Source organism: Myroides injenensis M09-0166, assembly GCF_000246945.1.
GTDB classification, from domain to species: Bacteria; Bacteroidota; Bacteroidia; order Flavobacteriales; family Flavobacteriaceae; genus Flavobacterium; species Flavobacterium injenense.
In genome coordinates, this window is sequence record NZ_BAEX01000092.1 from 1 (window position 1) to 13598 (window position 13598).

The following is a 13598-nucleotide window of genomic DNA, read 5'->3' on the forward strand; positions in this document are numbered from 1 at the left end:
AATCAGAAATGTGTTCTTCTTGATCATTGTAATGATTTACTTTTGTTTCTTTTTGGAAGTCAACAGTGCTGTCGTCCTTGTCACAACTTACGAATGTAAAAGTGAATACTCCTAATAGCATAGCTAATTGTGCAGATTTTTTCATAATGATTTTCATTTTAATGTTTTAAAAAATGAAAAACAGAGAAGGTGTTAGTGTGAATGGAAGCGAGTTGCTGTAAGCAATACAAAATAGCTTCCTGATTATTTTGATATTACTTTTCAACAACCCAAATAAATGTTTTTGTATTTTTGAAACACTTAACACATTTCTGGATTTCGTTGAGGCAAAGGAAGAAACTAATTTTATAGCTAATGTGCTGTGTTTCTGGTTATTCCGATGATTCCGATAATTCCAATTTTGTATTATTTTATAATCATGACCACACTAACAATAATTGACTATATAGATCATCTTAAAAAACACATTGAGAATGTTAAGTATTTATCAAAGTATACTGTATTGTTATCTCCATCTCCTGCTCAGCTTAGGGATTTTTGTTTAGCCTTGTGTGATAAGGCTGATCTTTCCAATGATGATAGAACTATTCTCAATAATTTTTTTAAAGTTGGAAGTACAGATGTAAAAGAAATAGCGACGATAATAAGTAAATTTGATATAGATAAATTTAAACCTATCCAGAATTTTCTAAAGGGAAAAACAACTACCTCGAAGAATCATGCCGTTATTGAAATGGTAGCTTTATTATATGACTATGAAATGAGACCTTATGGTAAATTTTTAAAGTTATCTGCTGATGATGGTAAGGAGAGGGAATGTTTAAATAGAAATGTAAAAGATTCAAATTTATCAAGAGCAGAAGAGGAAAGTTTTTTTAGCTCCAATGATAATAAAGAGCATAATGCTGCTACCCCCAAAAATATAAATGATAAAAAAAAAGTGGGGGTGGAGGCATTATGCCTTGATTGTAGGGGTAATTATTTTATTGGGACTTTTTGTTTTTAATACTACTATTTTCAGTAAACAAAATTTATGTATGAAATGGGAGATAGATCAGTATGTAGAATGTGACTGTGGTGATGCTACAAGACTTAGTTTTGTACAAGATGCTATAACACCTGTTCAGTATAGTGAGGGTATCTTAAATGGCTTTAAAAAGATTGATGTGGATTGTAATACTGTATTCTTTAAAGACAGTAAACCTAAAGTTTGGTTTGTTAAAATTGGATATATGCAACATGAGTATTTTAGTAGTCCAGGAAATGGTGTTCATCCTGTGACAGGAAAAGCATTAAAACCAATTACTAATTATCATATAAATAAATATATCTATCCAAAATGTCCATAGAGAGGTAAGTAGTTATTCCGATTATTCTTAATGAGTGTTCTTTGAAAAGAATGCATGGCTAAGAAGAATTAATTATAAATAAAAAATCCCAAGTTTTCATTTGGGATTTTTTGTACTCGGAGCGGGACTTGAACCCGCACGAACATTACTGCTCACTGGATTTTAAGTCCAGCGTGTCTACCACTTCCACCACCCGAGCAACTTAGTTTGCATCACTTGTGGATTGCGAGTGCAAATATAGATTGTTATTTTTTACTATACAACAAAAATAACTCGTTTTTTTGAGTAAAAAATATAGATAACTTGTTATGTGTTGAGTAATAGTTGCTTATTGGTGTAGTTTTTTTAAAAAAAATTAAGTTTAGTTAATTGATAATATAGGTGTCTTTCTTAAGTTGTGGAAAATATGACTTAAGTGTACTGTTTTAATGGTGTAATATATGCTGTTTTAAGCATAAAAGATTTAATGTGAAAATAAAAGCTTTTAGAGCTCAATTCAGAGGAGTAAGGAATATTAATTATAAGTCAATACAGAGTAGTTTACATTATAGTTTTAGGACTCTACTGGAACGAGACTCAATGCTCCTGCTTTGATATCACAATGATACCGTAGTGATGCCGTTATTTTATCGTATTTAAGTGGCATCATTGCGGCATCACTCAAAAAAGTATACTCTATAACTTCATTTATATATATATAATAATTGTCTAAAACTTAATGTATAATCTTTTCAAATATATGGTTTGTGTAAGGGGTGCTCATAACGATAGTTTTTTTATATATCATTACTTTTACACTTGATAGTCTAATTCTTCTATTTTAGTATTATTGAAGTGTTCTACTAAGTAAGCTGGTAGGATCATTTTTAGTATTTCTGCGCTATCCAACATAAGAGAAAGACATTATTTTACTATTTCCTTCCCAACCTTTGTAGTTAATCCTTAATTTCTTTCTGTACAGACTAACCAAACTTTGTTTATAAATACAACTTTGGAATAATCCACAACTTTTAGAATTGCTCAATAAGTATGTAAAAAAAAATCCCAAGTTTTCACTTGGGATTTTCGTACTCGGAGCGGGACTTGAACCCGCACGAACATTACTGCTCACTGGATTTTAAGTCCAGCGTGTCTACCACTTCCACCACCCGAGCAACTTAGTTTGCATCACTTGTGGATTGCGAGTGCAATATTACTGCTTTTTTTATTATCTACAATGAATAATAAGTGTTTTTTATTAAAGTATTTTCTTTGATTCTGATTTTTAAAAGATTAAATGAAAATAAAAATAGTGATTATTCAATGTCTCCAAAGATATCAACTGAAAAATCAAGAATTTCACCAGATATAAAGTTCTTTTTTACTTCTTCAAGACCCTTTTCATATCTTAACTCAGTTGTGAATTTTCTACTTATACCGTATATATTATTATCAATAGCTATTTTAAAAAACAGTTTATCACTAGGAGTTTTGAATTTTAAAAAGGTTATTAGTTCATAGTTTTCTTTCAGGAAATTAATTGTAGCATATATTGCTTCCTTGCTGGGGTATTCCATACTAGTAAATATGGTTTTTCCTCTGCGATGTTCAAAAGTATATTTAAACTTTTCATTTTCTTTTAGGCTAATTACAAATGCACTCATTTTTATGGATAAGGTACAAAAGGGTTAATAGAATTTAATAAAAGAATAGATTGTAACCGTTGATATAACTACAAAAAAAAATCCTAAACTATTCGTTTAGGATTTCGTACTCGGAGCGGGACTTGAACCCGCACGAACATTACTGCTCACTGGATTTTAAGTCCAGCGTGTCTACCACTTCCACCACCCGAGCAACTTGGGTTTGAGCGAAAAACGGGGTTCGAACCCGCGACCTCAACCTTGGCAAGGTTGCGCTCTACCAACTGAGCTATTTTCGCGTTTTGTTTTTAAGAACGTGCATTACTTCTGTATTGCGAGTGCAAATATAGAACGTTTTTCCATTATTGCAAACTTTAAAAACAAAAAAATAACAATAATTTTATAAGTCATTGATAGTCAAAAATAAATAAAATGATATTTTTTATTTACTTTGAGTTATGATAATAGTTTTTTGATCTCATTTAACTTCATTAATGCTTCTACAGGGGTTAAACTGTTAATATCAATACTTAATATTTCTTCTTTTATTTCTTCTAATAGTGGATCGTCCATATTAAAAAAGCTCAATTGAATATCTTCTTCTACTGGTTTTATTTGAGTATCCTCTTTTCTGTGACCTTTTTCTAATTGTTTTAGCATCTTTTCGGCTCTTTTCAGCACTGTATGAGGCATCCCCGCCATTTTTGCTACGTGAATACCAAAACTATGGGCACTTCCTCCAGGGACAAGTTTTCTGATAAATAGTACATTATCTTTTAGCTCTTTGACTGATACGTTAAAGTTTTTAATTCCTTCAAAATGGTCTTGCATATCATTAAGTTCATGGTAATGCGTTGCAAATAGCGTTTTGGCTTTAGAAGGATGTTGATGCAAATATTCAGCTATAGCCCAAGCAATTGAAATACCATCATAAGTACTTGTACCCCTACCAATTTCATCTAATAAGACTAGGCTGCGGTCAGATATATTATTTAAGATTGAGGCAGTCTCATTCATTTCTACCATAAATGTCGATTCTCCCATTGAGATATTATCTGATGCACCTACTCGGGTAAATATTTTATCGACTATTCCCATACGGACATTGGCTGCAGGAACAAAACTTCCCATTTGTGCTAATAATACGATCAAAGCAGTTTGTCTCAAAATAGCTGACTTACCTGACATATTTGGTCCGGTAATCATTATTATTTGTTGATTATTATTGTTCAAATAGACATCATTTGCAATATATGGTACATCGTGAGGTAACTGTTTTTCTATTACAGGGTGTCTACCGTCTTTAATGTCTAAATCAAACGTATCATCAATGATAGGTCTAGTGTAATTATTGTCAATAGCTAGTTGAGCAAAAGAGCATAGACAGTCAATCTGAGCAACTAGATTTGCATTTAATTGAACGGGTTTTATGTATTGTAAACACCAATTAATGAACTTTTCATAAAGTTCTGTTTCTAGTTTATATATCTTTTCTTCTGCTCCCAGAATCTTTGTTTCATATTCTTTTAACTCTTCTGTAATGTATCGTTCAGCACTTACTAATGTTTGCTTTCTAATCCAATTTGTTGGCACTTTATCTTTATGCGTATTACGCACTTCGATATAGTAACCAAAAACATTATTAAAAGCTACTTTTAGAGAGGGGATTCCTGTGGCTTCACTTTCTCTTAATTCTATTGCTTCTAAATAGGTCTTACCAGAAGTAGAAATTGCTCTTAGTTCATCTAATTCCTGACTTATTCCTTCAGCTATTGCATTCCCTTTTGTGATAGACACAGGAGCATCATTATGAATTGTTTTAGAAATGTGTTCTCTTAATAAGGCGCAATCATGTAATGTATCTCCAATTGACTTTAAAGAAATGTTCTTACTTTTTAAAGCGATTTCTTTTATTGGAATAATAGCGTCAAGTGACTCTTTTAGATAAATTAATTCTCTAGGAGAGACTTTGCCTGTCGCTATTTTAGAAGTTAATCTTTCTAAGTCAGATATTTGTTTTATTTGTGTTTGAAAAGTAGAGAGTAAATCTCTGTCTTTTTGCAATTCTTCTACAATTTCATGACGTTCATTAATCCTTTTAGAATTCTTTAAAGGAAGTGCAAGCCATCGTTTTAAAAGTCTTCCTCCCATTGGAGAAATAGTTTTGTCAATTACCTGTAATAGGGTAATAGCATTGGGATTCGTACTATGATAAAGCTCAAGATTTCTAATAGTAAATCTATCCATCCAAACGTAGGCATCTTCTGCTATACGTTGAATATTTGAAATATGTTGAATCCTTGTATGCTGTGTTTCTGAAAGGTAAAATAAGATTGCCCCACTCGCTATGATTCCCTCTTGCAAGTCTTCAATTCCAAAACCTTTTAAAGAATTAGTCTTAAAATGAGTAGTTAAAGATTCTATTGCAAAATCTTCTTTAAAAACCCAATCATCTAAGAAAAACAAATTAAAGTCTGAACCAAAAAGCTCTGCAAAGTGAAGTTTATTATTTTTTTGTATTAATACTTCACTAGGTCTAAAGTTTTGTAATAGCTTATCGATGTATTCTGAATCACCTTCAGTTGTAAGAAATTCACCAGTAGAAACATCTAAGAAAGATATCCCTATAGTTTTTTTTGCAAAATGTAAGGCGCAAAGGAAATTATTTGTTTTTGAGTGAAGTACTTCATCATTTAAAGCTACACCAGGAGTAACTAATTCAGTAACGCCTCTTTTTACAATTGTTTTAGTAGTTTTAGGATCTTCTAATTGGTCGCATATAGCAACACGTAAGCCTGCTTTAACTAATTTAGGAAGATATACGTTTATAGAGTGATGAGGAAAGCCTGCAAGTTCTGTTTCACTTGGACTTCCTGCACCTCTTTTTGTTAGCGTAATTCCTAATATTTTTGCAGTACGAATAGCATCTTCTCCAAAGGTTTCATAAAAATCTCCAACACGAAATAATAAGCAAGCATCAGGATACTTAGCTTTAATATCGTTGTATTGTTTCATTAAAGGAGTTTCTTTTGGAGCTTTAGCTTTTCCAGCCATAATTGTAAAGTTTTGAATAGATTTTTACAAATATAGCGCAAGAAATCGGAATGAATAATTTCGATACCGCAAAGAGTATTTATTTTAGAGGAATTCCGTAAAAACGTTTTAATCGTCTTATAATTGTTGAAGTAATTACAGTAATCATTAGTCCAATGAAACATCCTGCTGTAACTGCACCAGTGCGCATTAATGGAGTAACTTCTAGTGTGGAGCTACTTAATGGATGTATTAAAATAATAAGTAAGGCTACCAATGCTACTCTAGCCATATTTAAAATATTAAAAATATAGCAAGTAAAAATCGTAATAAAGGCTCCCATTAGACATACATAAAAGTTCAATTCAGGATGAATTTCTAAGCAAATAAGCCCAGCTATTGAACCAATTAAATTTGAATTAAAGCGTTCAATTGAAAGCTTTTTAGAGTTTTTACCCTCTGGTGAAATTACTAGCATAATCGAAATCATTGTCCATAAAATTTCATACTGAGGCAGATTTTTAAGTAAAGCATAACCTATCGCTAAGCCAATTGTACAGCGTGTAGTATAAATAATTACGGGTGAAGTAATAATACGAGTAATTAAAGTTGTAAACATCTTGATTTTAATTCAGCTTGCAAAAGTACTATGTCTGAACTAGAAAGCCAATCATTTTGTTTTACTTTTTTGTTAAAAAAATTAATTAATACTAGTCATTGTGAATAATATTACAGATAAAATGGATAATGTAATTGCAAAAATCGGAAGCTTAAAAAATACCAATTCCTTTACATTTAAATTAAATACAATTATTGTAGGTAGCAAAATTAAGGCTGTTAAACTTGGTAGCCATAAGATATTAAAGAAAATAGCAAAGTGCGTATCTTGGTAAAAGCTTGCAGTAATGCCTATTCTAAATAGAAAAAGAAAGAGCACGTTGTTTGCGATACTAGCCAATGCTAAACGATTAAGGGTAGGGGTACTCATATCATGTTAGTTTTTGGTTCTGTTATCTAAGTTAATGTAAAAAATATAATTATATCAAGTTTTGTTGTTAATAAAATGGTTTTAATCATTGTTTTTTGTTTAATATTTGAATTTATTATTATTTTTATGTTTAAATATTTGAATAATTAATCAAGGTAAGTCTTAGAGTAATAAAAAATAGCTCTTACTTTTTACACTTAAGAAATTCATCAATTTAATCTGATGAAATATATTTTCTACTTTTGCAATAAAAAATAAGTATGCGTAAGTTAGCCAATAGTGAGTTGGACAGAAAAAATATAGAAGAGTTTAAAACTTCAGAAAAAACTCCTTTAACTATTATCTTAGACGATGTAAGAAGTTTACATAATATTGGTTCTGTATTTAGAACAAGTGATGCCTTCTTAATTAATAAAATTTATTTATGTGGTATTACAGCAACGCCACCTAATAAAGAAATACATAAAACGGCTTTAGGGGCTACAGATACTGTAGAATGGGAATATGTAAAAGATATAGTTGAGGTAGTAAAGGATTTAAAAGAAAAGAATGTAGTGGTTCTATCTGTAGAACAAGTAGAGCGTAGTGTAATGTTAAATGATTTTAAGGTAGAAGAAAATACTCATTATGCCCTTGTGTTTGGAAATGAAGTGAAAGGTGTTTCTCAGGAAGTTGTAGATTTAAGCGATGGTGTAATCGAAATTCCTCAATTAGGGACAAAGCATTCATTGAATATTGCAGTAAGTGCTGGAATTGTAATTTGGGATTTATTTCAACAGATGATTAATAAAAAAACCTTGTAGAGATACAAGGTTTTTTATTTTAGTTTATTTTGAATTAATTCTAATACTTTGATATAATCTCCTTGAGAAGCTACGAAATCCATATCTGAAATATCAATTACTAAAACCTTGTGGTTAGGAAGTGTCTTGATATAATTTAAATATCCTTGATTGACATTGTCAAGGTAATTACCAGTAATGTCACTTTCGTAAGAACGACCTCTCTTTTGAATATTATCAAGAAGTCGATCAGTATTTTGATATAAGAAAACATACAAATCAGGTTGTGGTGTTTCTTTATACATTATTTCGAAAATCTGTTTATATAATCTAAACTCGTCCTCTTCTAAAGTAATCTGTGCAAAAATAAGAGATTTAAAAATATAGTAATCTGCAATAATAAATTCTTTAAACAAATCAAATTGAGCCAAATCATCTGATAGCTGCATATAGCGGTCTGCAAGAAATGACATCTCTAAAGGAAAAGCATATCGAGTAGCATCCTTGTAAAATTTTGGAAGAAATGGATTATCTGCAAAACCTTCTAAAATTACCTTAGCATTAAAGTCTTCCGATATTCTTGTGGTTAACGTAGTTTTTCCTGCTCCTATATTTCCTTCGATAGCAATAAAATTCACATCTGCAAAGGCATATTTATCTAATGGGGAGTCTAATGTATCTACTATTTTATAAGTAGAATTATCTATACAATCTTTCAATAATTGTTTTACTGATTTCTTTAAGATAGGATGTTCCCAATCAATATTTAAATCAGCTAATGGTTGTAATACAAATAATCTTTCCTGCATCAATGGATGAGGTACAGTTAAGCTAGCAGTGTTATACACTTCTTGATTAAAGGTAATAATATCGATATCAATTGTACGTGCTATATATCCACCATCGATAGAGCGTACTCTACCTAATTGTTGTTCTATTTCCAGTATATTTTTAATAGCAATTTCACCTTCAAGTTTACTATGAATTAGAACAGCACAATTATAAAAAGGCTCACTTTCGAATCCCCATGCAGGAAATTCGTAAATTGGAGAAATTTTGATAACAGTACCTATCAGGTTGTGAATTAGGTCGATGGCTTTTTGGATATTACCTTTTTTATCGCCTTGATTAGTACCTATGGATAAAACAATGTTATTTTGTGTATACATAGGGGCAAAGTAACTAAAAGAAATTTGAATAAATGCTACTTTTGTATCAGTTATTATTCACAATTTTGAGTCATCATTGTAACAAAAAATAGAAAATTGATACTAATATAGAAAATTGATTTAATATGAGGTTTTTAAGAAATGTTTTAGCAACAATAGTGGGATTATTTTTATTCTTTGGATTGTTGTTTTTTGGTTTAATTGTTATTGCTACAGCTATTGGAAGTAGTTCAGACAAAGTAATTGTTAAGGATAATTCTGTATTAGTCTTAGATTTATCAGATGTTCGTTATGATTACGGAGGAAAATTCAATTATAAAGATTTGAATATAAAAGATACAGATAGTAAAGGTGTATCTAATATATTAGAGGCAATTGATTATGCCCAGACAGATAGTAAGATTAAGGGAATATCAATTATTAATAATACAAGTGAATTAGGAGTTTCTCAATTACGAGAAATAAGAAATCATTTAAAGGATTTTAAAGAAAGTGGGAAATTTGTTCTAGCATATGCTAATGTATATGATCAAAAAGAATACTATCTTAATTCAATTGCTGATTCAGTCTATGTAAATCCTGTTGGAGCAATTGATTTTAGAGGTCTTTATACTGAAATTTTATATTTAAAAGGATTAGAAGACAAGACAGGTGTGAAGATGGAGGTAATACGTCATGGAAAATATAAAAGTGCGGTAGAACCTTATTTAGAAGATAAGATGAGCCCTGCCAATCATGAGCAGACTTTAGCTTTCTTAAATTCAATGTGGAATACAATTGTTGAGGATATTGTAGAATCTAGAAAAATTTCAGTAGATACTTTAAATAATATTGCTGATAACTTAGATGCTTGTACACCAGAAAGAGCATTGAAAGTAGGTTTAGTTGATAAAGTAGTTTACGAGGATGAATATCATGAAGCAATACGAAATTTACTAGGGGTAGAAAGCGACAAGGAGTATAATAAAATAAAAATATTAGAGTATGCTAAGGATGCAATAAATCAAGCTACAAGTAAAGGTGATGAAATAGCTGTTATTTATGCTCAAGGTCAAATCTTAAGTGGTGAAGGTAATGTAAATTATATTGGAGAGGGATCAATTAATAGAGCTCTTCGAAAAGCACGTAAAAATGACAAAGTAAAAGCTATTGTTCTTCGTGTTAATAGCCCTGGAGGTAGTGCATTAACTTCAGATTTAATTTGGAGAGAAATTGAATTGACTAAAAAGGAGAAACCAGTAATTGTTTCAATGGGTAATCTTGCTGCTTCAGGTGGTTATTACATTTCATGTAATGCAGATTATATTTTTGCAGATCCTACTACAATCACTGGGTCAATAGGTGTTTTTGGGATGTTGCCAAACTTTAGTGAATTAGCAACAAAATATGGTGTAAATGCTCAAGATGTAAAAACACATAAAAATGCAGCTACTTATAGCCCTTTTAAACCAATTGATCCTAACTTTAAAGCTGTAATGACAGAAAGTGTAGAAGACATTTACACTACATTTGTTAATAGAGTAGCTACTGGTAGAAATAAATCATTTGAGGAAATTGATGCTGTTGCGCAAGGACGTGTTTGGACTGGAGCAGATGCTATTGATAAAGGTTTAGTAGATGAATTAGGAGGACTGAAAGAAGCTGTTGCCTACGCTGCTAATAAAGTAGAAATAGATAATTATAAATTAGTTAGCTATCCAGAATATGAATTAAAATTTGAAGATTTATTAAGAAGCTATTTTGGAGCATCAATATTAAAAACTCAAGATGATTTAATTAAAGAAAAAGTAGGTGAAGAGAATTTTGAAATGCTTGAACGATTAAATTATTTTAATTCATTAAAAGGAGCTCAAACGATTATGCCATTTGAATTAAATATCAAATAGTGTTAAAAAAAGCTAAATAAAACAAGAAGCCAACCATAAAGATATGAGTTGGCTCTTTTTTTTGTTATTTTGTATAAAAAGAATAATTATGAAGAAAGTTTTAAAATGGGGTGGTGGAATATTACTACTTATAATAGTAGTATTATTAGTTGCTCCTTTTATGTTTAAAGGTAAAATTCAAGATTTAGTAAAGAAAACAATCAATGAGAATGTAAATGCTACAGTTAATTTTGAAAAAGTAAATTTAAGCTTAATAAAAGGTTTTCCTAAAGCAACAATATCAATAGAAGACTTGGTTGTGATTAATAAAGCTCCTTTTGAGGGAGATACCTTAGTATCTGCAAAAACTATCGGATTAAAAATGTCCGTAATGGAACTGTTCAAGGGGGAAGATAAGCCAATGAACATAGAAGCTATTACTGTTTCTGATGCTAATGTAAATGTATTAGTTAATAAAGATGGTTTGGCTAATTATGATATTGCTATTAAGAAAGATGACGAAAAAGAGGATGATAATAATGATGATTCTAATTTTTCGCTTGCACTTAATTATTACGAAGTTGAGAATCTGCAGTTGAAATATGAAGATCTTAGTTCTAAAATGATGTTTATGGTAAATGATTTTTACCACAGAGGAACGGGGAATATGGCTGCTAATATTCTTGACTTAGATACTGAATCAAAAGCAAAAGTTTCTTTTGTAATGGACGGGACTAAATTTTTGAACGATGTTAATTTATCATTGCAGGCCGTAATAGGTATGGATATGGAGAATATGAAGTTCTCTTTCAAAGATAACAAAGCTTTGATAAATCAACTACCATTACAATTTGATGGCTTTATTCAAATTTTAGAAGAAGGCCAACAATATGATTTAACATTTGCTACACCAGATTCGGATTTCAAAAACTTTTTAGGTTTAATACCGGAAGCATATGCTGGTAATCTTAAAGGGGTTAAGACTAGTGGAGATTTCAAAGTGGAAGGAAAAGTAAAAGGGAAGTATACTGAAAAAACAATTCCAACTTTAGCAATACACATGAATTCTAATAATGCTTCATTTCAATATCCTGACTTGCCAAAAGCTGTTCAAAACATTATGTTAGATGTAAATGTAATGAATGAAACAGGCTTAATGAAAGATATTTATGTAGATATTAATAAGCTATCATTTAAAATTGATCAGGATGCTTTTAATGCTAAAGCACATTTAAAAAATATTACAGAGAATGCAATTATAGATGCTAAGTTTGATGGGATAGTTAATCTTGGCAATGTCACTAAGGCTTATCCTGTTAAGCTTGACTTTCCTTTATCAGGTATTTTAAAAGCTAATGTCAGTACTAATTTTGATATGAAATCTGTAGAGAAAGAGCAATATCAAAATATAAAGAATGCTGGTAGCTTATCACTAACAGGGTTTAATTTTGAGAATGAAGCAATGGCTAAGCCATTACAAATTCAAGAAGCAGCTCTGACATTTAATACGAGTAATGTTTCTTTAAATAAGTTTAGTTTAAAAACTGGAACTACTGATTTAACAGCTAATGGTAGATTAGATAACTTATATGGTTTTCTATTTAATAAACAGACGCTAAAAGGGAACTTTAATGTGAATTCTAATAATTTTGTTCTGGCTGATTTATTGAAAGAAGAAGCTGAAGCTACTACTGAGAGTAAGAAAAAAGAAACTAAGACTTCAACAGCAGCTCAAGAACCTTTAAAAATTCCAGGATTTTTGGATTGTTCAATAAATGCCAATGCTAATACTGTAGTATACGATAATCTAGTGCTAAAGAATGTAAAAGGTCGTTTAGTGATAAAAGATGAAGCAGCTCGTTTAGAAAATATGTCAACTAATATTTTTGGTGGAGTTTTAGGCTTTGCAGGTCACGTTTCGACAAAAGAAGCTGTGCCAACTTTTGCAATGGATTTAAACTTAAAAAAATTAGATATTACTAAAACTTTTACTGAATTAGAATTCTTAAAGACAATTGCTCCGATTGGAGGAATTATTGCTGGTAATATTAATGGGGAAATAAAAATGAAAGGGAATTTAGACGCAGCTGATTTAGCACCTAATATGAACAGTCTAAGTGGAGATATTCAAGGAACATTATTAGATACTAATATTGATCCAGAAAAGTCACAATTGTTATCGACTTTAGATAAAACTGTTTCATTTATAGATATGAAAAAGCTGAATTTGAATAATCAGCGTATACATATTGTCTTTAATAATGGGAAAGTTCAATTCAAGCCATTTGATTTAAAATTAAAGGATATGTCTGTACAAGTCTCAGGAGAACATGGATTTGATCAATCTATGGATTATACTTTAGATTTTAAAGTCCCAGCCAAATTATTAGGTAATGATATCGCAAGTACACTTGCTAGCTTAGGACCAAAAGAGAGTGCCAAATTTGAAGAGATACCTGTTAAGGTGGGATTGACTGGAAACTTCTCTAATCCAAAAGTGGGAACTAATATGGGGCAAGTAGTTACTAATTTGACAAATCAGATTATTGAAGAACAAAAAAACCGCTTGGTTGATAAAGGTAAAGGAGCTTTAATGGACCTATTAGGTGGAGGTAAGAAAGAAGATACTGCAACAACAGAAGGTGAAAAAGCAACTTCAGATACCAAAAAAGATGAAACGGAAGAAGTTGTAAATAAAATAGGTGAGGGGTTAAAAGGTCTTTTTGGTAAAAAGAAAAAAGCTGAAGAACCTGCTAAAACAGAAGAAAAATAATCAAAAAGATTAATAAT

Annotated in this window: 10 protein-coding genes and 4 tRNA genes; 5 read left to right on the forward strand and 9 right to left on the reverse strand. The window is 30.7% G+C overall.

The window, feature by feature from the left end; all coding sequences use genetic code 11:
- Positions 1-418: 418 nt before the first annotated feature.
- Entirely contained in the window at positions 419-1006 is a 588-nt protein-coding gene (locus RH98_RS15335; RefSeq protein WP_050996154.1) for a hypothetical protein, read from the forward strand.
- A 31-nt stretch (positions 1007-1037) separates the two neighbouring features.
- Positions 1038-1349, forward strand: a complete 312-nt coding sequence (locus RH98_RS12995) for a hypothetical protein (RefSeq protein ID WP_050996156.1) — start codon at positions 1038-1040, stop codon at positions 1347-1349.
- A gap of 113 nt (positions 1350-1462) precedes the next feature.
- Here RH98_RS12995 and RH98_RS13000 read toward each other — a convergent pair.
- From RH98_RS13000 to RH98_RS15665, 8 genes are all read right to left on the reverse strand, one after another.
- Positions 1463-1548, reverse strand: a tRNA-Leu gene (locus RH98_RS13000).
- Positions 1549-2417: 869 nt separating this feature from the next.
- Positions 2418-2503, reverse strand: a tRNA-Leu gene (locus RH98_RS13005).
- A gap of 141 nt (positions 2504-2644) precedes the next feature.
- Complete coding sequence (locus tag RH98_RS13010) at positions 2645-2992, reverse strand: hypothetical protein (RefSeq protein ID WP_010255637.1); 348 nt, start codon at positions 2990-2992, stop codon at positions 2645-2647.
- Between the two features lie 107 nt (positions 2993-3099).
- A tRNA-Leu gene (locus RH98_RS13015) sits at positions 3100-3185 on the reverse strand.
- A 12-nt stretch (positions 3186-3197) separates the two neighbouring features.
- Positions 3198-3270, reverse strand: a tRNA-Gly gene (locus tag RH98_RS13020).
- 157 nt (positions 3271-3427) lie between these two features.
- Entirely contained in the window at positions 3428-6025 is a 2598-nt protein-coding gene (gene mutS / locus RH98_RS13025; protein ID WP_010255640.1) for a DNA mismatch repair protein MutS, read from the reverse strand.
- 79 nt (positions 6026-6104) lie between these two features.
- Positions 6105-6623, reverse strand: a complete 519-nt coding sequence (locus RH98_RS13030; protein WP_010255642.1) for an FUSC family protein — start codon at positions 6621-6623, stop codon at positions 6105-6107.
- A gap of 81 nt (positions 6624-6704) precedes the next feature.
- Entirely contained in the window at positions 6705-6992 is a 288-nt protein-coding gene (locus tag RH98_RS15665) for a hypothetical protein (protein ID WP_010255644.1), read from the reverse strand.
- Between the two features lie 260 nt (positions 6993-7252).
- On the opposite strand from RH98_RS15665, the gene RH98_RS13035 reads away from it, so the two are divergent.
- Entirely contained in the window at positions 7253-7795 is a 543-nt protein-coding gene (locus RH98_RS13035; RefSeq protein WP_010255646.1) for an RNA methyltransferase, read from the forward strand.
- 14 nt (positions 7796-7809) lie between these two features.
- Here the strand turns inward: RH98_RS13035 and folK are convergent, their stop codons facing one another.
- On the reverse strand, positions 7810-8943 hold the full coding sequence (gene folK / locus RH98_RS13040) for a 2-amino-4-hydroxy-6-hydroxymethyldihydropteridine diphosphokinase (protein ID WP_010255649.1): 1134 nt from the start codon (positions 8941-8943) through the stop codon (positions 7810-7812).
- 125 nt (positions 8944-9068) lie between these two features.
- Here folK and sppA point away from each other — a divergent pair, with 125 nt between their 5' ends.
- Both sppA and RH98_RS13050 read left to right on the forward strand, forming a co-directional pair.
- Positions 9069-10829 (forward strand): signal peptide peptidase SppA, encoded by a 1761-nt coding sequence (sppA, locus tag RH98_RS13045; protein WP_010255652.1) that lies wholly within the window; start codon positions 9069-9071, stop codon positions 10827-10829.
- A gap of 85 nt (positions 10830-10914) precedes the next feature.
- Positions 10915-13581 (forward strand): AsmA-like C-terminal region-containing protein, encoded by a 2667-nt coding sequence (locus tag RH98_RS13050; protein WP_026038903.1) that lies wholly within the window; start codon positions 10915-10917, stop codon positions 13579-13581.
- Positions 13582-13598 lie beyond the last annotated feature (17 nt).

Coding starts and splice junctions, on each gene's coding strand:
- RH98_RS13035 (WP_010255646.1), top strand. CDS start 7,253: ATGCGTAAGTTAGCCAATAGTGAGTTGGACAGAAAAAATATAGAAGAG.
- RH98_RS13010 (WP_010255637.1), bottom strand. CDS start 2,992: ATGAGTGCATTTGTAATTAGCCTAAAAGAAAATGAAAAGTTTAAATAT.
- folK (WP_010255649.1), bottom strand. CDS start 8,943: ATGTATACACAAAATAACATTGTTTTATCCATAGGTACTAATCAAGGC.
- sppA (WP_010255652.1), top strand. CDS start 9,069: ATGAGGTTTTTAAGAAATGTTTTAGCAACAATAGTGGGATTATTTTTA.
- RH98_RS15335 (WP_050996154.1), top strand. CDS start 419: ATGACCACACTAACAATAATTGACTATATAGATCATCTTAAAAAACAC.
- mutS (WP_010255640.1), bottom strand. CDS start 6,025: ATGGCTGGAAAAGCTAAAGCTCCAAAAGAAACTCCTTTAATGAAACAA.
- RH98_RS13030 (WP_010255642.1), bottom strand. CDS start 6,623: ATGTTTACAACTTTAATTACTCGTATTATTACTTCACCCGTAATTATT.
- RH98_RS12995 (WP_050996156.1), top strand. CDS start 1,038: ATGAAATGGGAGATAGATCAGTATGTAGAATGTGACTGTGGTGATGCT.
- RH98_RS15665 (WP_010255644.1), bottom strand. CDS start 6,992: ATGAGTACCCCTACCCTTAATCGTTTAGCATTGGCTAGTATCGCAAAC.